The sequence below is a fragment of the Isoptericola aurantiacus genome (assembly GCF_044769875.1).
Classification (GTDB): domain Bacteria; phylum Actinomycetota; class Actinomycetes; order Actinomycetales; family Cellulomonadaceae; genus Isoptericola; species Isoptericola aurantiacus.
Map to the genome: position 1 here is coordinate 1 of NZ_JBJBAE010000006.1, position 18719 is coordinate 18719.

At 72.1% G+C, this 18719-nt stretch carries 16 protein-coding genes; 15 read left to right on the plus strand and 1 reads right to left on the minus strand.

Annotation, left to right across the window (positions count from 1 at the left end; all coding sequences use genetic code 11):
• Positions 1-245: 245 nt before the first annotated feature.
• Genes gatC through ACIQLL_RS15125 form a run of 4 tightly spaced genes read left to right on the plus strand, consistent with a single transcriptional unit; the run spans position 246 to position 4161 of the window.
• Positions 246-542, plus strand: a complete 297-nt coding sequence (gene gatC, locus ACIQLL_RS15110) for an Asp-tRNA(Asn)/Glu-tRNA(Gln) amidotransferase subunit GatC (protein WP_402468834.1) — start codon at positions 246-248, stop codon at positions 540-542.
• A 1-nt stretch (position 543) separates the two neighbouring features.
• A complete protein-coding gene (gatA, locus tag ACIQLL_RS15115) occupies positions 544-2064 on the plus strand; it encodes an Asp-tRNA(Asn)/Glu-tRNA(Gln) amidotransferase subunit GatA (RefSeq protein WP_402468836.1) in 1521 nt (506 codons plus the stop codon).
• Positions 2065-2080: 16 nt separating this feature from the next.
• On the plus strand, positions 2081-3583 hold the full coding sequence (gene gatB, locus ACIQLL_RS15120; protein ID WP_402468839.1) for an Asp-tRNA(Asn)/Glu-tRNA(Gln) amidotransferase subunit GatB: 1503 nt from the start codon (positions 2081-2083) through the stop codon (positions 3581-3583).
• Positions 3580-4161, plus strand: a complete 582-nt coding sequence (locus ACIQLL_RS15125; protein WP_402468841.1) for a GNAT family N-acetyltransferase — start codon at positions 3580-3582, stop codon at positions 4159-4161. Before gatB ends, ACIQLL_RS15125 begins: the two co-directional genes overlap by 4 nt.
• Positions 4162-4218: 57 nt before the next feature.
• On the opposite strand, the gene ACIQLL_RS15130 is transcribed toward ACIQLL_RS15125, so the two are convergent.
• The gene (locus ACIQLL_RS15130) at positions 4219-5595 is read right to left on the minus strand and encodes a cryptochrome/photolyase family protein (protein ID WP_402468843.1); all 1377 of its coding nucleotides are present in this window, start codon (positions 5593-5595) and stop codon (positions 4219-4221) included.
• Between the two features lie 113 nt (positions 5596-5708).
• Here ACIQLL_RS15130 and ACIQLL_RS15135 point away from each other — a divergent pair, with 113 nt between their 5' ends.
• The 11 genes from ACIQLL_RS15135 to ACIQLL_RS15185 all read left to right on the plus strand — a co-directional run bounded on the left by ACIQLL_RS15135 (position 5709) and on the right by ACIQLL_RS15185 (position 18709).
• Positions 5709-7229: a peptide MFS transporter gene (locus ACIQLL_RS15135; RefSeq protein ID WP_402468846.1), complete on the plus strand. Its 1521-nt coding sequence runs from the start codon at positions 5709-5711 to the stop codon at positions 7227-7229.
• 150 nt (positions 7230-7379) lie between these two features.
• Positions 7380-9242, plus strand: coding sequence for a dihydroxy-acid dehydratase (ilvD, locus tag ACIQLL_RS15140; RefSeq protein ID WP_402468848.1), 1863 nt, complete (start codon positions 7380-7382; stop codon positions 9240-9242).
• A gap of 39 nt (positions 9243-9281) precedes the next feature.
• On the plus strand, positions 9282-10997 hold the full coding sequence (gene ilvD / locus ACIQLL_RS15145; protein WP_402468850.1) for a dihydroxy-acid dehydratase: 1716 nt from the start codon (positions 9282-9284) through the stop codon (positions 10995-10997).
• 82 nt (positions 10998-11079) lie between these two features.
• Positions 11080-11394: a 4a-hydroxytetrahydrobiopterin dehydratase gene (locus tag ACIQLL_RS15150; protein ID WP_402468852.1), complete on the plus strand. Its 315-nt coding sequence runs from the start codon at positions 11080-11082 to the stop codon at positions 11392-11394.
• Positions 11395-11537: 143 nt separating this feature from the next.
• Positions 11538-12575 carry an ABC transporter ATP-binding protein gene (locus ACIQLL_RS15155; protein ID WP_402468855.1) on the plus strand — a complete coding sequence of 346 codons (1038 nt, stop codon included), beginning with the start codon at positions 11538-11540 and terminating at the stop codon, positions 12573-12575.
• Positions 12572-13654 (plus strand): ABC transporter permease subunit, encoded by a 1083-nt coding sequence (locus ACIQLL_RS15160; protein WP_402468858.1) that lies wholly within the window; start codon positions 12572-12574, stop codon positions 13652-13654. Before ACIQLL_RS15155 ends, ACIQLL_RS15160 begins: the two co-directional genes overlap by 4 nt.
• A gap of 241 nt (positions 13655-13895) precedes the next feature.
• The gene (locus ACIQLL_RS15165) at positions 13896-15719 is read left to right on the plus strand and encodes an acetolactate synthase large subunit (RefSeq protein ID WP_402468860.1); all 1824 of its coding nucleotides are present in this window, start codon (positions 13896-13898) and stop codon (positions 15717-15719) included.
• Positions 15720-15767: 48 nt separating this feature from the next.
• On the plus strand, positions 15768-16289 hold the full coding sequence (gene ilvN / locus ACIQLL_RS15170) for an acetolactate synthase small subunit (RefSeq protein WP_402468862.1): 522 nt from the start codon (positions 15768-15770) through the stop codon (positions 16287-16289).
• A gap of 78 nt (positions 16290-16367) precedes the next feature.
• Positions 16368-17396, plus strand: a complete 1029-nt coding sequence (gene ilvC / locus ACIQLL_RS15175) for a ketol-acid reductoisomerase (protein WP_402468865.1) — start codon at positions 16368-16370, stop codon at positions 17394-17396.
• A gap of 297 nt (positions 17397-17693) precedes the next feature.
• Positions 17694-18281, plus strand: coding sequence for an ASCH domain-containing protein (locus ACIQLL_RS15180; RefSeq protein ID WP_402468867.1), 588 nt, complete (start codon positions 17694-17696; stop codon positions 18279-18281).
• A gap of 29 nt (positions 18282-18310) precedes the next feature.
• Positions 18311-18709: a VOC family protein gene (locus tag ACIQLL_RS15185; RefSeq protein ID WP_402468869.1), complete on the plus strand. Its 399-nt coding sequence runs from the start codon at positions 18311-18313 to the stop codon at positions 18707-18709.
• Positions 18710-18719 lie beyond the last annotated feature (10 nt).

Sequence of the window (18719 nt, forward strand, 5' to 3'; positions counted from 1 at the left end):
TAGGACGCCGCCGGACACCCTTCACAACAGGCCCCCCAACCACCGGTTGGGGGGCCTGTTGCACACCCCCACCCACCCACCCCACCCACTCGCACCGCCCCCACCGGGGGCAGCGCACCGGTACGGCACCAGGGACGTCATTGTGACGTCGTGGCGGCCGCACGTGCTGCGAGGCGTGGCCCGGTTCACAGGGTTGGCTCGCGGAGGAGCCCGGGGGACGGCTTCGGGCCACTAGACTGGCCGCCATGTCCACCATCTCCCGTGACGAGGTCGCGCGTGTCGCCGCGCTGGCGCGGATCGACCTGCGCCCTGACGAGCTGGACCGCCTGTCCGGCGAGCTCGACGTGATCGTCGAGTCCATCGCCAAGGTGAGCGAGGTCGCGACCCCCGACGTGCCCGCGACCAGCCACCCGCTGCCCCTGTCGAACGTGTTCCGTGCCGACGAGCCCGAGGCCGGCCTGCCGGTGGACGCGGTGCTCGCCGCGGCACCCGCGGCCGAGGACGGCCGGTTCGCCGTCCCGCAGATCCTCGGGGAGGAGTGAGATGACCGACCTGACCCGACTCTCCGCCGCCACCCTGGCGGAGAAGCTCCGCGCCCGCGAGGTCACCAGCGTCCAGGTGACGCAGGCGTTCCTGGACCGCATCGCCGCCGTCGACGACGCGGTGCACGCCTTCCTGCACGTGAGCGCCCAGGATGCGCTGGCCACGGCCCGCGACGTCGACGTCGCGCGCGCCGCGGGCGAGGACCTGCACCCGCTGGCCGGTGTACCCATCGCCGTCAAGGACGTCGTAGTGACCAAGGGCCTGCCGTCGACGGCCGGCTCGAAGATCCTCGAGGGGTGGATCCCGCCGTACGACGCCACGCTGGTCGAGAAGATCCGTGCCGCGCGCCTGCCGATCCTCGGCAAGACGAACATGGACGAGTTCGCGATGGGCTCCTCCACCGAGCACTCCGCCTACGGCAACACGCACAACCCGTGGGACCTGGACCGGATCCCCGGCGGCTCCGGCGGGGGCTCGGCCGCAGCGCTGGCCGCCTTCGAGGCGCCGCTGGCGATCGGCACCGACACCGGCGGCTCCATCCGCCAGCCGGGTGCCGTGACCGGCACCGTGGGCGTGAAGCCGACCTATGGCAGCGTCTCCCGCTACGGTCTGATCGCCCTCGCCTCCAGCCTCGACCAGGCCGGTCCGGTGACGCGCACGGTCATGGACTCCGCGCTGCTGCACGAGCTGATCGGTGGGCACGACCCGCGCGACTCGACATCCATCGACGAGCCGCTGCCCCCGCTCGTCGAGGCGGCGCGGCAGGGAGCCTCGGGCGACCTGTCCGGCCTCAAGGTCGGTGTCGTCACCCAGCTGCAGGGCGAGGGCTACCAGCCGGGCGTGCAGGCGCGGTTCGAGGAGTCGCTCGATCTCCTGCGCGAGGCCGGCGCGGAGATCGTCGAGGTCTCCTGCCCGCACTTCGAGTACGCCCTGGCCGCGTACTACCTGATCCTGCCGGCCGAGGCGTCGAGCAACCTCGCGAAGTTCGACGGCATGCGCTTCGGCCTGCGCGTGGAGCCCGACGAGGGCCCCGTCACGGCCGAGCGCGTCATGGCGGCGACCCGCGGCGCCGGCTTCGGCGACGAGGTCAAGCGCCGGATCATCCTGGGCACCTACGCCCTGAGCGCCGGCTACTACGACGCCTACTACGGCAGCGCCCAGAAGGTGCGCACGCTGATCCAGCGTGACTTCGACGAGGCGTTCGCCCAGGTCGACGTCCTCGTCTCGCCGACGGCCCCGACGACGGCGTTCAAGCTCGGCGAGAAGCTCGACGACCCGCTGGCGATGTATCTCAACGACGTCGCGACCATCCCGGCCAACCTCGCCGGCGTGCCGGGTATCTCGGTGCCGAGCGGTCTGGCCGGTGACTCGACCGAGGACGACGGGCTGCCGACCGGTTTCCAGGTGCTCGCTCCGGCCAAGGCCGACGACCGCCTCTACCGCGTGGGCGCGGCCCTCGAGGCGGCGCTCGAGGCCCGCTGGGGCGGCCCGCTGCTGGACCGCGCGCCCGAGCTCGGCTGACGGACCCACGAAGGAGATGACTGTGACCCAGATGGTCGACTACGCCGACGCGGTCCGACGGTACGACCCGGTGCTCGGCATCGAGGTGCACGTCGAGCTCGGCACCCGCACCAAGATGTTCTGCCCGGCCGAGGCCAGCTTCGGCGCCGACCCCAACACGCAGACGACGCCGGTCAGCCTCGGCCTGCCGGGAGCGCTGCCGGTGGTCAACGGCACGGCGGTGGAGTATGCGATCCGCATCGGCCTGGCCCTGAACTGCCAGATCGCGGAGTCGTGCCGGTTCGCCCGGAAGAACTACTTCTACCCGGACGTGCCGAAGAACTTCCAGACCTCGCAGTACGACGAGCCGATCGCGTTCGACGGCTTCCTCGACGTCGAGCTCGAGGACGGCACCGTGCACCGCGTGGAGATCGAGCGCGCGCACATGGAGGAGGACGCCGGCAAGAACACCCACGTGGGCGGCGCCACCGGGCGCATCCACGGCGCGGAGTACTCGCTGGTGGACTACAACCGGGCGGGTATCCCGCTGGTGGAGATCGTCACCAAGCCCATCACGGGAGCCGGCGACCGGGCGCCCGAGGTGGCCCGCGCGTACGTGCAGGCACTCCGTGACATCTTCCGCGCGCTGGAGGTCTCCGAGGCCCGCATGGAGCGCGGCAACGTCCGCGCCGACGTCAACGTCTCGCTGCGCCCGACGCCGGAGTCCCCGCTCGGCACCCGCACGGAGACCAAGAACGTCAACTCGTTCCGTTCGGTCGAGCGCGTGGTCCGCCACGAGATCTCCCGCCAGGCGGGTGCGCTCGACGCGGGGGACTCCATCGTCCAGGAGACCCGCCACTGGCACGAGGACACGGGGATCACCACCTCGGGTCGCGTGAAGTCGGACGCCGAGGACTACCGGTACTTCCCCGAGCCCGACCTGGTGCCCGTGGAACCGTCCCGCGCCTGGGTCGAGGAGATCCGCGCGACCCTGCCCGAGCTGCCGCAGGCGCGCCGTCGGCGACTCCAGGGCGAGTGGGGCTACGCCGACGCCGAGATGCGCGACGTCGTCAACGCCGGGGCCGTCGAGCTGATCGAGGCCACCGTCGCGGCAGGCAGCAGCCCGGCCGCGGCGCGCAAGTGGTGGATGGGCGAGCTGGCCCGGCGTGCCAAGCAGGAGGACGTCGAGCTGGCCGAGCTGCCGATCACCCCGGCACAGATCGGTGGGCTGCAGCGTCTGGTGGACGACGGTCGCATCAACGACAAGATCGCCCGGCAGGTGCTGGACGGCGTGCTGGCCGGCGAGGGCGACCCGGAGGCCGTGGTCTCCGCACGGGGGCTCGAGGTCGTCTCGGACGACGGCGCCCTGCTGACCGCCATCGACGAGGCACTGGCCGCCCAGCCCGACGTCGTGGAGAAGGTCCGCGGCGGCAACCAGGGCCCCGTGGGCGCGATCATCGGCGCCGTGATGAAGTCGACGCGCGGGCAGGCGGACGCCAAGCGGGTCCGCGAGCTGATCCTGGAGAGGATCGGGGCGTGACGCCGCCCGTCCTGCCCGGCGAGATGGTGCGGCTGCGGCCGATCGAGGCCCGGGACGCCGACCGGCTCTGGGACTCGTTGCACGACCCGGAGGGCATGCGCCTGACAGGGACGACGACGTCGTTCACCCGCGAGCAGATCGACGAGTGGACGGCGACCGTCGCGGACCGGGACGGCCGGTTCGACTGGGCGATCACACCGGGGGCCGTCCGTGACGGCGAGCTCGTCAGCGACGAGCTGATCGGTGAGATCGTGCTCAACGAGATCGACCCGGTCAGCCGCAGCGCGAACCTGCGCCTGCAGATGCTTCCCGACTACCGTGGTCGCGGCTACGGCCGCGAGGCGATCGAGCACGTGCTGCGCTTCGCGTTCGCCACCGCGCGCGAGGACGGCGGTCCGCGGCTGCACCGCGTCGGGCTCGACGTGCTGACCATCAACCCGCGGGCCAAGGCGCTGTACGCCTCCCTCGGGTTCGTCGAGGAGGGGCGCCTGCGGGACGTCTACCGCGACGGCGACACGTGGTCCGACGCGATTGTGATGAGCATCCTCGAGGACGAGTTCCGCGAGCACCAGCGCTGACCCCGGTGCGGCGACCGCAGGACCGGCCGAGCACCCGCTCCGCCGGTCCTGCGTCGTCTACCGGCGCGCCTGCTCGAAGTCGTCGAGGGCGACCCGGCGCTCGTGCGCGTGGTCCACGATCGGCGCCGGGTACTGCGCCGGCGGGTCGTCGAGCGTCCAGGGTTCCTGCACGCGCGCGCCCTCGACCGCTCGGAGCTCGGGCACCCAGCGGCGCACGTAGGCGCCCTCCGGGTCGAACTTCTTGCCCTGGGTGACCGGGTTGAAGATCCGGAAGTAGGGTGCGGCGTCGTGCCCGGTGCCGGCCACCCACTGCCAGTTGAGCTGGTTCTGGGACACGTCGCCGTCCACGAGGTGCGCCATGAAGTGCTCGGCGCCGCGCTGCCAGCGCACGTGCAGGTCCTTGACGAGGAACGACGCCACGACCATCCGCACCCGGTTGTGCATCCACCCGGTGGCCAGGAGCTGGCGCATGCCGGCGTCCACGATCGGGTAGCCGGTGCGGCCCTGCGCCCAGGCCTCGAACCACTCGGTCTCGCGGTTCCCGGAGGTCCAGGAGTCCTCGGGCACGACGGCGCGCAGCGACCGGGTGCGGGCGTCCGGCCGGTGGTGCAGCACGTCGGCGTGGAACTCCCGCCAGGCCAGCTCGGAGCGGAACGTCGCGGCGTCGTCGGCGGGGCCGCCGTCACGCTGGACCGCCGCGAGGTCGGCGAGCAGGGTGCGCGGGTGGACCTCGCCCCAGCGCAGGTGCACCGACATCGCGGAGGTGCCGGCGAGGTCCGGGCGGTCGCGCCGCTCGCCGTACCCGGCCAGGCCGTCGCGCAGGAAGTCGTGCCACCGCCGTCGTGCCGCCTCCTCACCGGCGCGAGGCAGCGTCGCCGTGGGGGCCGGCGCCGCGGGGACCTCGTCCGACGGCACCGACGCCCACGGGATGCTGCGCGGGCGGGCCGCCGGTGCGCGCCAGCCGTGCTCGAGCCAGGCGTTCCGGAACGGCGTGAAGACCTGGTACGGCGTCCCGCCGCCGGTGCGCAGCCGCCCGGGGGAGACGGCGTAGGCCGAACCGGTGCGGACCAGCTCGGCACCCGCCTCCTGCAGCGCGCGCTCGACGCCGTCGTCCCGCCGTCGGCCGTAGGGCTCGTGGCTGGCGGCGACGTGGACCTCGCGGGCCGCGACCTCACGGGCCACCTGCGGCACGACGTCGGCCGCGTCGCCGCGTCGCACCACGAGGGCGCCGTCGCAGGCGGCGTCGAGCGCGCGCAGGGAGTCGGTCAGGTAGGCCAGACGGTTCGCGCCCACGTGCTCCCACAGCACGTCGTCGAGGACGTACAGGGCCACGACGTCGGAGCCGTCGGCGCGGGCGGACTCCACGGCGGCGACCAGCGCCGGGTTGTCGGCGAGCCGCAGGTCGCGGCGGAACCACATCACGGTCGAAGGCATCCGACCACGGTAGTGCGCCGTCGGCGTCGGCACCCCGCGAAGCGTCCTGCCGGGCCCGGGCGCCGTCACGACGCCAGGTCGCAGGTCAGCAGGGCCGGTGTCAGAGTTTCCCCATGACCGAGTCGGCACCGTCGCCCGCGAGCGGCCCCGCGCCCGGGGGTGAGCGCACCTTCTTCTCGCACCCGCGGGGCCTGATGACGCTGTTCACCACCGAGGCGTGGGAACGGTTCAGCTACTACGGGATGCGCGCCATCCTGCTGCTGTACATCACCGACTCCGTGGTGAACGGCGGGCTCGGGTTCGGCGAGGCCACCGGCGAGGCCATCGTCGCGGTGTACGGCAGCGCCGTGTACCTGCTCTCGATCGTCGGTGGCTGGCTCGCGGACCGGATGATCGGGGCCCGCCGGTCGGTGCTGTACGGCGGCATCGTCATCGCCGCCGGGCACGTCTCCCTGGCGATCCCCGCCGCGGGGTTCACCTGGCTCGGCCTGGTCCTCGTGGCGCTCGGCACCGGGTTGCTCAAGCCCAACGTGTCCGCGATGGTCGGCGAGCTCTACGAGCGGGAGGACCCGCGCCGCGACGCCGGGTTCTCCATCTTCTACATGGGGATCAACCTCGGTTCGCTCTTCGCCCCGATCGTGGTCGGCTCCGTGCAGCGCCTCTGGGGCTACCACGCGGGCTTCTCCGTGGCCGCGGTCGGGATGGCGATCGCCCTGGTGTTCTTCGTCCAGGGCCGCCGGTACCTGCACGGCGCCGGGGACGCCGTGCCGAACCCGGTCCGGCCCGAGGAGCGCGCGGGAATCGCCCGCATCCTCGCCCTGGTCCTGGCCGGGGTCGCCCTGGTGTACCTCGTCGCGGCGCTGGTCGCGGGAGGATGGGGCGGCAGCACGTTCGTCGACGCGCTGAGCTACGTCGCGCTCATCACCCCGGTCGTGTACTTCGTGGTGATGTACCGCTCCCCGAAGGTCCTGGACACCGAACGTCCCCGGCTGCTGGCCTACATCCCGCTGTTCGTCGCAGCCATGCTGTTCTGGATGATCTTCGAGCAGGCCGCCACGACCCTGACGACGTTCGCGGACACCCGCACCGACCTGGACCTGTTCGGCATCGAGATCAGCCCCGCCTTCTTCCAGTCGATCAACCCGGCCTCGATCATCATCCTCGCCCCGGTCTTCGCGTGGCTGTGGCAGCGCACGAACGGCCGGCCGCCCACGCCGTACAAGTTCGCGCTGGGCCTGGCGCTGGCCGCGCTGTCGTTCCTGTTCCTGTCCGGGGCGTCCGCCGTCGTCGGCGACGGCCTCGCGCCGCCGTGGGTGCTGGTCGTCGTCTACGTCATCCAGACGCTCGGCGAGCTGTGCCTGTCCCCGGTCGGCCTGGCGGCCACGACGCTGCTGGCGCCGCGGGCGTTCCGCGGTCAGGCGATGGCGCTGTGGTTCCTGGGCAACGCCTCCGGTCAGGCGATCACCGCCCAGCTCGTGCAGGCCACCGCGGGTGCCTCCGACACCGCCTACTTCGGCTGGATCGGCATCGTGGCGCTCGGCGTCGCGGGGCTGATGTGGGCGCTGTCGCCCTGGGTCATGCGGCACATCCGGGCCGCCGACGCCGCGGAGGGTGTGCACACCGCCGGCGCCTGACCGGCGTCGCGGCCGGCCACCGGCGGGACGCGTCCGCGCCCCGGGCGACCATCTCGCGGGACGGCCGTGCCGTCGTCGGGCACGACGGCGTACTGTGCGGTCACGTGCCGCTCGCGGCACGCACGCCGAGCCCTTCGAAGGAGCACCGAGATGAGCCGCCCCCTGCGCTCCCGCACGTCCACCCACGGCCGCAACATGTCCGGCGCCCGCGCCCTGTGGCGCGCGACGGGCATGGGCTCGGAGGACTTCGGCAAGCCGATCGTGGCGATCGCGAACTCGTACACGCAGTTCGTCCCCGGGCACGTGCACCTCAAGGACATGGGCGACCTCGTGGCCGGCGCGATCCGGGAGGCCGGCGGCGTCGCCAAGGAGTTCAACACCATCGCCGTGGACGACGGCATCGCGATGGGCCACGGCGGCATGCTGTACTCCCTGCCCAGCCGCGACCTCATCGCCGACTCCGTGGAGTACATGGTCAACGCGCACTGCGCGGACGCCCTGGTGTGCATCTCCAACTGCGACAAGATCACCCCGGGCATGCTCAACGCGGCGCTGCGGCTCAACATCCCCGTGGTGTTCGTCTCCGGCGGGCCGATGGAGGCCGGCAAGGCCGTCGTGGCCGACGGCGTCGCCAAGACATCCCTCAACCTCATCAACGCGATCAACTACTCGGCCGACGAGAACGTCTCCGACGACGCCCTGGCGAAGGTCGAGGAGGCGGCGTGCCCCACCTGCGGCTCCTGCTCGGGCATGTTCACCGCGAACTCGATGAACTGCCTCACCGAGGCGCTCGGGCTGTCCCTGCCGGGCAACGGCTCCACGCTGGCCACCCACGCCGCGCGCAAGGAGCTCTTCCTGGAGGCCGGTCGCACCGTCGTCGAGCTGGCGACGCGGTACTACGACGGCGAGGACGACACCGCGGCACCGCGCGGCATCGCCACCAAGGACGCCTTCCACAACGCGATGGCGCTCGACGTCGCGATGGGCGGCTCGACCAACACCGTGCTGCACGTGCTCGCCGCGGCCCAGGAGGCCGAGGTCGACTTCACCCTGGCCGACATCGAGCAGATCAGCCGCCAGGTGCCGTGCCTGAGCAAGGTGGCCCCCAACCACCCGGACTACCACATGGAGGACGTCCACCGGGCCGGGGGCATCCCGGCGCTGCTCGGCGAGCTGCGCCGCGCCGGACTCCTGCGGACCGACGTCACCACGGTGCACACCCCGACGCTGGAGAGCTGGCTGGACGACTGGGACATCCGCTCCGGCCGGGCCACGGACACCGCGCTCGACCTCTTCCACGCCGCACCCGGCGGCGTGCGCACCACCCAGGCGTTCTCGACGTCGAACCGGTGGGAGTCCCTGGACACCGACGCCGCCGACGGCTGCATCCGCGACCTGGAGCACGCCTACACCGTCGAGGGCGGTCTGGCGGTGCTGCGCGGCAACCTCGCCGAGGACGGCGCCGTGTTCAAGACGGCGGGGGTGGATCCCGACGTCTTCCACTTCGTCGGCAAGGCCCTGGTGTGCGAGTCGCAGGAGCAGGCCGTGGAGAAGATCCTCAGCAAGCAGGTGGAGCCGGGCCACGTCGTCGTCGTGCGCTACGAGGGACCCGCCGGCGGTCCCGGCATGCAGGAGATGCTCTACCCGACGTCCTTCATCAAGGGGCGCGGACTGGGCAAGGTCTGCGCGTTGATCACCGACGGCCGGTTCTCCGGCGGGTCGAGCGGCATCTCCATCGGGCACGTCTCCCCGGAGGCTGCCGCCGGCGGGCTCATCGGCCTGGTGGAGGACGGCGACGAGATCGAGATCGACGTGGACTCACGGGCGATCCGGCTCAACGTGCCGGACGCCGTGCTCGCCGAGCGGCGCGCCAAGATGGAGGCCTCGGAGAACCCGTGGCAGCCCGCCGACCGTGACCGGTACGTCTCGCCGGCGCTGCAGGCGTACGCCGCGATGGCGACGTCCGCCGACCGCGGCGCCGTCCGCGACGTCTCGCTGGTCACGCGCCGCTGAGGTGGGCAGGGCCGGGGGCTTCGCCCTACGCTCGGGGGCATGACGAGCACCGACGCCGGTCCCACGCCTGACATCAAACCGCGTTCCCGCCAGGTCACCGACGGCCTGGAGGCCACGGCGGCCCGCGGCATGCTGCGGGCCGTCGGCCTGGGGGACGACGACTTCGCCAAGCCGCAGATCGGGGTGGCGAGCTCCTGGAACGAGATCACGCCCTGCAATCTGTCCCTGGACCGGCTCGCGGGTGCCGTGAAGAACGGTGTGCACGCCGGCGGGGGCTACCCGCTGGAGTTCGGCACCATCTCCGTCTCCGACGGCATCTCGATGGGCCACGAGGGCATGCACTTCTCGCTGGTGAGCCGCGACGTCATCGCCGACTCGGTCGAGACCGTCATGCAGGCCGAGCGGCTCGACGGCTCCGTGCTCCTCGCGGGGTGCGACAAGTCCCTGCCCGGCATGCTCATGGCGGCCGCCCGCCTGGACCTGGCGAGCGTGTTCCTCTACGCCGGCTCGATCATGCCGGGCTGGGTGAAGCTCTCGGACGGCACCGAGAAGGACGTCACGATCATCGACGCGTTCGAGGCCGTCGGGGCGTGCTCGCGAGGGCTGATGTCGCGTGAGGACGTGGACCGGATCGAGCGGGCGATCTGCCCGGGCGAGGGTGCCTGCGGCGGGATGTACACCGCCAACACGATGGCGTCGGCGGCCGAGGCGATGGGCATGTCGCTGCCCGGGTCCGCGGCGCCGCCGTCGGCCGACCGACGTCGCGACATGTTCGCGCAGTCCTCCGGGGAGGCCGTGGTGGAGATGCTCCGCCGCGGGATCACGGCCCGCGACATCATGACCAAGGAGGCGTTCGAGAACGCGATCGCCGTCGTCATGGCGTTCGGCGGCTCCACGAACGCGGTGCTGCACCTGTTGGCGATCGCCCACGAGGCCGAGGTCGAGCTGACCCTCGAGGACTTCGACCGCGTGGCGAGCCGGGTGCCGCACCTGGGCGATCTCAAGCCGTTCGGCCGGTACGTCATGAACGACGTCGACCGCATCGGTGGCGTGCCCGTGATCATGAAGGCGCTGCTCGACGCCGGGCTGCTGCACGGCGACTGCCTCACGGTCACGGGGCGCACCGTCGCCGAGAACCTCGCGGACATCGCCCCGCCCGACCCGGACGGCAAGATCCTGCGCGCCCTCGACCAGCCGATCCACCCCACCGGCGGCATCACGATCCTGCACGGCTCGCTCGCCCCCGACGGCGCCGTGGTGAAGTCCGCCGGGTTCGACTCGGACGTCTTCGAGGGCACCGCCCGTGTGTTCGAGCGGGAGCGCGGGGCGCTGGACGCGCTCGAGGACGGCACCATCACCGCCGGCGACGTCGTCGTCATCCGCTACGAGGGCCCGAAGGGCGGCCCGGGCATGCGCGAGATGCTCGCGATCACCGGGGCGATCAAGGGCGCCGGGCTCGGCAAGGACGTCCTGCTCATCACCGACGGCCGGTTCTCCGGCGGGACCACCGGACTGTGCGTCGGGCACATCGCCCCCGAGGCCGTCGACGCCGGACCGATCGCGTTCGTGCGCGACGGCGACCGCATCCGCCTCGACGTCGCCGCCAAGACGTTGGACCTCCTCGTCGAGCCCGACGAGCTGGCCGCCCGGCACGACGACGGCTGGCAGCCGGTGCCGCACGGGTACACCCGCGGGGTGCTGGCCAAGTACAGCAAGCTGGTGCAGTCCGCCTCGAAGGGGGCCGTGCTCGGGTGAGCCGGCCGCGCACGGGCCCGCGCGTGCCGCCGTCCGGCGTAGGCCAGGTTCCGGCCCTAGCGTGGGGTGCGGAGGTGTCAGCATGAGCGACCAGATCAGCGCGGCGGACTTCCGCGCGGCGGACGGCACGCAGGACTGGCGGGTGACCGCCGACGGGACGGTGGAGGCCGTCTTCGCCACCGGGAGCTTCACCACCGGGGTGCAGCTCGTCGAGGCGATCGCCGAGCTCGCCGAGGCCGCGAACCACCACCCCGACGTCGACCTGCGGTACGGCACGGTCACCGTGCGTCTGACCTCGCACGACGTCGGCGGGCTCAGCGAGCGCGACGCGGCGCTCGCCGCACGGGTCTCGCAGGCGGCCCGCGAGCTGGACGTGCCGGTGGACGCCGTCGGCTGATCGTCGACGACGTCGGGTCCCGCGTCGGTGCGGCGCGCTGACGTGGACTTTCGCCGGGCGGCCCGAGTGCTCTAGCCTCCCCTCAGCGCCGTCGCTCCCCGTCGGCGACGGGACGGCCGCGACGCGGCCACGAGGAGGTCACGGTGCCGGCACCGGAGCACGCGGAGCTCGCGATCGAGACGCGAGCGCTGCGCAAGACCTATCGGAGCGTCCGCGGACGGTCCGTCGGCGTCGCGGGGCTCGACCTGCAGGTGCCCGCCGGGGGCGTGCACGGCTTCCTCGGGCCCAACGGGTCGGGCAAGACGACCACGATCCGTATGCTGCTGGGTCTGGTCCGGCCTGACGGCGGGACGGCCGAGATCTTCGGCCACGAGGTGCCCCGCGAGCTGCCCGACGTCGTGGCACGGGTCGGCGCCATCGTGGAGAGCCCCAAGTTCTTCCCTGCGTTCAGCGCCCGTCGCAACCTGCGGCTGCTCGCCGACGGCATCGGCACGCCCCGCGCGCGGGTGGACGCCGTCATCGACGAGGTGGGTCTCTCGGGCCGCGCGAAGGACCGCTACCGCACCTACTCGCTGGGCATGAAGCAGCGTCTGGCCATCGCCGCCACGCTGCTCAAGGACCCCGACCTGCTGATCTTCGACGAGCCGACCAACGGCCTCGACCCGGCCGGGATCCGGGAGATCCGCCAGACCATGCGCGACCTCGCCGACCGCGGCAAGACGGTGCTCGTCTCGAGCCACATCCTGGCCGAGGTCGAGCAGATCGCGGACACCGTCTCCATCGTGGCCGGCGGCCGCCTCGTCGCCGCGGGTCGCGTCGCGGACCTCCTGTCCGGGCAGGGCGGACCGGCCGTCCGGATCCGGGTCGCGCCGGACGACGCCGCGGTCGCCGCCAGCCTGCTCGGTTCGCGCGGCATGGTCGTGCGGCAGGACCAGGATGCCCTGGTCGTCGAGGGTGCCGGTGCCGCCGAGGTCAACCGGATGCTCGGGGAGCAGGGCGTCTGGGCGGTCGAGCTGGCTCCGCTGCAGGCCGACCTCGAGTCCGTGTTCCTGGGGCTCACCCAGCACGAGTCCCCCGGAGGACGCACCCACCGCGGTGGACGACGCCGGTGGGGCGGCGGGTCGGCCGGATCGCACACGGCGACGACCGGTACCGACGAGGCGACGGAGGTGTCGGCATGAGGCGACTGCTGCGGGTGGAGCTGCGCAGACTCTGGGCTCGCCGGGTCACGTGGGGTGCCTGTCTGCTGGCCCTCGTCGCGGTCGGGCTCGGCGTGGCCGCGCAGGTCGGGGACGCCCGTCCGCCGACGGCGGCGGAGACCGCCCAAGCGGAGCAGTGGTACGCCGACGAGCTGGAGTGGTGGGAGGAGGACGGCGAGGAGCAGGTGGCGACCTGCCTGGAGGACCAGGAGGCCGACCCGGACCCGGGCGCGGACTACGGCTGCGACCAGATGGAGCCTCGCCTCGAGTACTTCCTGCCTCCCACCGTCGTCCTCTTCCCGGACGCGGCCGAGCGGGAGGCCCAGGGCGACCTGGCGGGGGAGCCCGCCGAGGACGTCGACCCCGCGGTCGCCGAGGTCCAGCAGTCGTTCTGGAACGGGTGGTCGGGTCTTCCCGCGGCCGCCACCACGGCCCTGTTCTTCCTCATGCTCGCGTTCGTCGTCGGTGTCAGCTTCGTCACCGCGGAACAGAGCTCCGGATCGCTGGGCATGTGGCTCACGTTCGAGCCGCGGCGCCGGCGGGTGTACTGGTCGAAGGCCGTCGCGGCAGCCCTGGGCACGCTGCCGGTCGTGGTCGGTGGCTGGGCGCTGCTGGTCGGCGGCCTGGTCGCGCTGTACGCGGTGTTCGGCACCGTCGGCGACCCGACGGCGGAGGCATGGGTCGAGGTGGCGACGTTCACGGGCCGGCTCGCGCTGGCCGGGATGCTGCTCGCCGGCGTCGGTGCGGCGCTCGCGGTGCTCCTGCGCAACGCCGCGGCGGCGATCGGGGTGCCGGTGGTGGTCGTGTGGGCCGCCAGCGCCTTCTCGTACTCCCTCGGTGCGTCCCAGCGGTGGCTCCCGGGTCTGAACCTGGACGCCTGGCTGCGGGGCGGCGCCACCTACGGGTACGGCGTGCCCGTCCGCCTCGAGGACGGCACCTTCACCGAGGAGTGGGTGGAACGGGCCGTGAGCACCGGCCAGGGCGGGCTCTACCTGCTCGGCGTCGCCGTGGTGATCACCGTGCTGGCCGTGGTGGTGTTCCGTCGTCGCGACGTGAGCTGAGCCACCTGTCCACGATGCGGGACGGGGCTACCAGGACGTGACATCCCGGTGCCGACGGCGTAACGTGCCTCACGTGCAGACGATCCTCCTCGTAGTACTTCCTGAGCGCGCCGGCTGAGGCCACGCCACAGGCTTCGTCAGCGCGCTCACCCCTCGACAGTCCCTGGAGCACCGGGACCGAGGGGTTTTTCATTGCACGGACTTCCTTGAAACCACCCGATCGAGCGGCAGGAGAGACCCCATGGGCCAGCCGAACCCGACACCAGCACAGGTGGCCGCGCGTGCCACACCGCGCAGCGTCGAGCGCTCGGTAGGCGAGCAGGTCACGGGCGCGCAGTCGATCGTCCGGTCGCTCGAGGCCGTCGGGGTCGACACCGTGTTCGGCATCCCGGGCGGCGCCATCCTGCCCACCTACGACCCCCTGATGGACTCCGAGAAGCTGCGCCACATCCTCGTCCGGCACGAGCAGGGCGGCGGGCACGCGGCCTCCGGGTACGCGCACGCCACGGGCAAGGTCGGCGTGACCATGGCGACCTCCGGACCCGGAGCCACCAACCTGGTGACCCCGCTGGCCGACGCCAACATGGACTCGATCCCGATGGTGGCGATCACCGGGCAGGTCGCGGCACCCGCGATCGGCACCGACGCCTTCCAGGAGGCCGACATCGTCGGCATCACGATGCCGGTCACGAAGCACTCCTACCTGGTCACCGACCCGGACGACATCCCGCGCACCGTCGCCGAGGCGTTCCACATCGCCTCCACCGGCCGTCCCGGACCCGTGCTGGTCGACATCGCGAAGTCCGCGATGCAGGCGACCACCACGTTCTCCTGGCCGCAGGACCTGGCGCTGCCGGGCTACCACCCGGTGACCAAGCCGCACTCCAAGCAGATCCGCGAGGCGGCCCGGCTGATGGCGTCCGCCCGACGCCCGGTGCTCTACGTCGGCGGCGGCGTCATCCGCTCCGGAGCGTCGGCGGAGCTGCGGCGGCTCGTCGACGTCTCCGGCGCCGCCGTGGTGACGACGCTCATGGCACGCGGCTCCGTGCCCGACTCGCACCCGCAGCACCTGGGCATGCCCGGCATGCACGGCACCGTGCCGGCGGTGGCGGCCCTGCAGAAGGCCGACCTCGTCGTCGCGCTCGGCGCCCGGTTCGACGACCGGGTGACGGGCAAGCTGTCGAGCTTCGCCCCGCACGCCGCGGTCATCCATGCCGACATCGACCCCGCGGAGATCGGCAAGAACCGCGCCGTCGACGTCCCGATCGTCGGAGACCTGCGCGAGGTCGTCGGGGACCTGGTCCCCGCGCTCGAGGCCGAGCAGGAGCGCGTCGGCAAGCCCGACGTCGAGGCCTGGTGGCACCAGATCGACACCTGGCGCGAGACGTACCCGCTGGGCTTCACCTCGACCGCCGACGGCCACCTCGCCCCGCAGCACGTCATCTCGAAGCTCGGTGAGATCGCCGGCCCGGACGCGATCTACGTCGCCGGTGTGGGCCAGCACCAGATGTGGGCGGCGCAGTTCATCCGGTACGAGCGCCCCAACACCTGGATCAACTCGGGCGGCCTGGGCACCATGGGCTACTCGATCCCGGCCGCGATGGGCGCGAAGGTCGGCGAGCCCGACCGAGACGTGTGGGCGATCGACGGCGACGGCTGCTTCCAGATGACCAACCAGGAGCTGGCCACCTGCGCGATCAACGACATCCCGATCAAGGTCGCGCTGATCAACAACAGCTCGCTGGGCATGGTCAGGCAGTGGCAGACGCTCTTCTACAACGAGCGCTACTCCAACACCGACCTGCACACGGGGCACGGCACGGTGCGGATCCCGGACTTCGTCAAGCTCGCCGAGGCGTACGGCTGCGTGGGCATCCGCGTGGAGCACGCCTCGGAGGTGGAGGACGCGATCAAGCGCGCGAACGAGATCGACGACCGTCCCGTCGTCGTCGACTTCACCGTCTCCCGCGACGCCATGGTCTGGCCGATGGTCGCCGCCGGCGTCAGCAACGACGACATCCAGTACGCGCGCGGCATCTCGCCCGCCTGGGACAGGGAGGACTGAGCCGCATGACACCTCGATCCGACCGCACGACCCGAGAGGACTGAGCCGATGAGCCGCCACACCCTGTCCGTGCTCGTCGAGAACAAGCCGGGCGTCCTGACGCGTGTCGCCGGCCTGTTCGCCCGGCGCGCCTTCAACATCCACTCCCTGGCCGTCGGACCGACGGAGCACGAGGAGATCTCGCGCATCACCGTCGTCGTCGACGTCGAGGACCATCCGCTCGAGCAGGTGACCAAGCAGCTCAACAAGCTGGTCAACGTCATCAAGATCGTGGAGCTCGACGCCGAGGCGTCGGTGCAGCGCGAGCTGCTGCTCGTCAAGGTCAAGGCGGACACCGCCACCCGGTCCGGCGTGCTCGAGGTCGTCCAGCTCTTCCGCGCGAAGGTCGTCGACGTCGTGCCCGACACGGTCGTCATCGAGGCGACCGGGACCGACAGCAAGCTGGACGCCCTGCTGACGGCGCTCGAGCCGTTCGGCATCCGCGAGATCGTCAAGTCCGGGACCCTCGCCGTGGGGCGTGGGTCGCGATCCATCACCGACCGGGCGCTGGAGCGCGTGCGCAGCGCCTGAGACGCCTGCACCGCCACCTGCCGGCGCCTGGCAGAATCCACCCGACGCGAATCACCCGAAGATCTAAGGAGCACCACCGTGGCTGAGATGTTCTACGAGGACGCCGCCGACCTGTCCATCATCCAGCAGCGCAAGGTCGCCGTCATCGGCTACGGCAGCCAGGGCCACGCCCACGCGCTCAACCTGCGCGACTCCGGCGTCGACGTCCGCGTCGGCCTGCGCGCCGGCTCGTCCTCCGTCGCCAAGGCCGAGGACGCCGGGCTGAAGGTCCTGCCTGTCGCCGACGCCGTGAAGGAGGCCGACGTCGTCGTGATCCTCGCGCCGGACCAGGTCCAGCGTGACCTGTACCGCGAGGAGATCGCCCCGAACCTCACCGAGGGCTCGGCGCTCGTCTTCGGGCACGGCTTCAACATCCGCTTCGGCTACATCAAGCCCGAGGCCGGCCACGACGTCCTCATGGTCGCCCCCAAGGGCCCGGGCCACCTCGTGCGCCGCGAGTACGTCGACGGTCGTGGCGTGCCGGTCATCGTCGCGGTCGAGCAGGACGCCTCCGGCTCCGCCTGGGACCTCGCGCTGTCCTACGCCGCGGGCATCGGCGGCCTGCGCGCCGGTGGCATCAAGACCACCTTCACCGAGGAGACCGAGACGGACCTGTTCGGCGAGCAGGCCGTGCTCTGCGGCGGGACGTCGCAGCTCGTCCAGTACGGGTTCGAGACGCTGACCGAGGCCGGCTACCAGCCCGAGGTCGCCTACTTCGAGGTGCTGCACGAGCTCAAGCTCATCGTCGACCTCATGGTCGAGGGCGGGCTCGCCAAGCAGCGGTGGTCGATCTCCGACACCGCCGAGTACGGCGACTACGTCTCCGGGCCGCGCGTCATCTCCCCGGACGTCAAGGAGAACATGAAGGCCGTGCTCGCGGACATCCAGTCGGGTGCCTTCGCCGAGCGCTTCATCGCCGACCAGGACGCCGGCGCCCCGGAGTTCAAGGAGCTGCGCGCCAAGGGCGAGCAGCACCCGATCGAGACCACCGGCCGCGAGCTGCGCAAGATGTTCGCGTGGATCAAGCCCGCTGACTCCGACTACCAGGAGGGCAGCGCCGCTCGCTGACACACCCCTCGTCAGCCAGCGACGCGCGCGGCCGCCACCCCGACCCGGGGGTGGCGGCCGCGCGTGCGTCCGGCCCGAACGTCCCGCGAGGTAGGCAACAATCCCGCGGGGTAGCGCGACGGCCCGCGAGGTAGGCAACAATCCCGCGAGGGTAGGTCGCGTCGGGTCGCCTACGTCGTCGTACCTGTGCCTACCCCGCGGGCCGGAGCGCTATCTCGCGGTGGTGTTGCCTACCTCGTGCGTTCGTTGCCTACCTCGGCAGTTCGCGGCCTACGCCGCGGGGAGGTTGGTGGCAGGATGACGACCATGACGGACGACGGCTCCACCACCGGCCACGACGCCTCCACACCCGACGCGACCCCGACGTCGGCGACGGGCCTCGACGACACCGAGCAGGCCGAGCGCATCACCGCCTTCTGGGACGCCGCGCGGCCCAAGGCGGGGCGCACGAGCCACGGGGGAGCGGTGGGCGAGCGCTCCGAGAACGTGGTGCCGCCCCCTGCCTGGGCCTTCGGGGACAACCCGGAGCTGGCGGACGAGCTGCTCGGCCTGGTGCTGTCGGGCACGAAGACGGCGACGGCCTCGCTCGTCGTCGAGTACGCCCAGGCCGACGAGCCGCAGCCGCGCAAGGGCGACCTGTCGATCCTGCTCGACGGGTCGGGGGAGCCACGTGCCCTGATCCGCACCACGCAGGTCGACGTGGTGCCGTTCTCCGAGGTGACCGAGGAGTTCGCCTACCTCGAGGGCGAGGACGACCGCACGCTGGGGTCCTGGCGCGAGGGGCACGAGCGCTACTGGCGCCGGACCCTGGCCGGCACGGCGCACGAGTTCGACCCCTCCCTGGAGGTCCTCTGCGAACGCTTCGAGGTTCTCTACTCCGAGTGATCCGGGACGCCCGGCAGAAGGAGCCGACGATGACGTTGCGCTGGTACTCGACGGTCGCGGAGACCACGGACCCGCGCCGCCTGGCGGGCTGGTGGGCCGAGGCGCTGGGCTGGGAGCTCGCCTACGCCTCCGACGAGGAGTGCGTGCTCGTCCCGCCCTGGGCCCGCGAGCTCGACGAACGCCTCCCGTTCCACCAGGTGCCTCCGGGGCTGGTGTTCGTGCGCGTGGAGCACGAGAAGACCTCGAAGAACCGTCTGCACTGGGACTTCGCGCCGCACACGAGCGACCACCGCGACGCGGAGATCGCGCGGCTCGTCGGGCTCGGCGCCACGGTGATCGACGTCGGGCAGCCCGCGACGGCGTCGTGGACGGTGCTCGCGGACCCGGACGGCAACGAGTTCTGCGTGCTCTCCGCACGCGAGCACTGACGCCGCGACC

What these genes read in the sequence shown, in the direction of transcription:
- ACIQLL_RS15185 (WP_402468869.1), top strand. Translation starts at nt 18,311, where the DNA reads ATGACGTTGCGCTGGTACTCGACGGTCGCGGAGACCACGGACCCGCGC.
- ACIQLL_RS15135 (WP_402468846.1), top strand. Translation starts at nt 5,709, where the DNA reads ATGACCGAGTCGGCACCGTCGCCCGCGAGCGGCCCCGCGCCCGGGGGT.
- ilvN (WP_402468862.1), top strand. Translation starts at nt 15,768, where the DNA reads ATGAGCCGCCACACCCTGTCCGTGCTCGTCGAGAACAAGCCGGGCGTC.
- gatC (WP_402468834.1), top strand. Translation starts at nt 246, where the DNA reads ATGTCCACCATCTCCCGTGACGAGGTCGCGCGTGTCGCCGCGCTGGCG.
- ilvD (WP_402468848.1), top strand. Translation starts at nt 7,380, where the DNA reads ATGAGCCGCCCCCTGCGCTCCCGCACGTCCACCCACGGCCGCAACATG.
- ilvD (WP_402468850.1), top strand. Translation starts at nt 9,282, where the DNA reads ATGACGAGCACCGACGCCGGTCCCACGCCTGACATCAAACCGCGTTCC.
- gatA (WP_402468836.1), top strand. Translation starts at nt 544, where the DNA reads ATGACCGACCTGACCCGACTCTCCGCCGCCACCCTGGCGGAGAAGCTC.
- gatB (WP_402468839.1), top strand. Translation starts at nt 2,081, where the DNA reads ATGACTGTGACCCAGATGGTCGACTACGCCGACGCGGTCCGACGGTAC.
- ACIQLL_RS15165 (WP_402468860.1), top strand. Translation starts at nt 13,896, where the DNA reads ATGGGCCAGCCGAACCCGACACCAGCACAGGTGGCCGCGCGTGCCACA.
- ACIQLL_RS15150 (WP_402468852.1), top strand. Translation starts at nt 11,080, where the DNA reads ATGAGCGACCAGATCAGCGCGGCGGACTTCCGCGCGGCGGACGGCACG.
- ACIQLL_RS15160 (WP_402468858.1), top strand. Translation starts at nt 12,572, where the DNA reads ATGAGGCGACTGCTGCGGGTGGAGCTGCGCAGACTCTGGGCTCGCCGG.
- ACIQLL_RS15130 (WP_402468843.1), bottom strand. Translation starts at nt 5,595, where the DNA reads ATGCCTTCGACCGTGATGTGGTTCCGCCGCGACCTGCGGCTCGCCGAC.
- ACIQLL_RS15180 (WP_402468867.1), top strand. Translation starts at nt 17,694, where the DNA reads ATGACGACCATGACGGACGACGGCTCCACCACCGGCCACGACGCCTCC.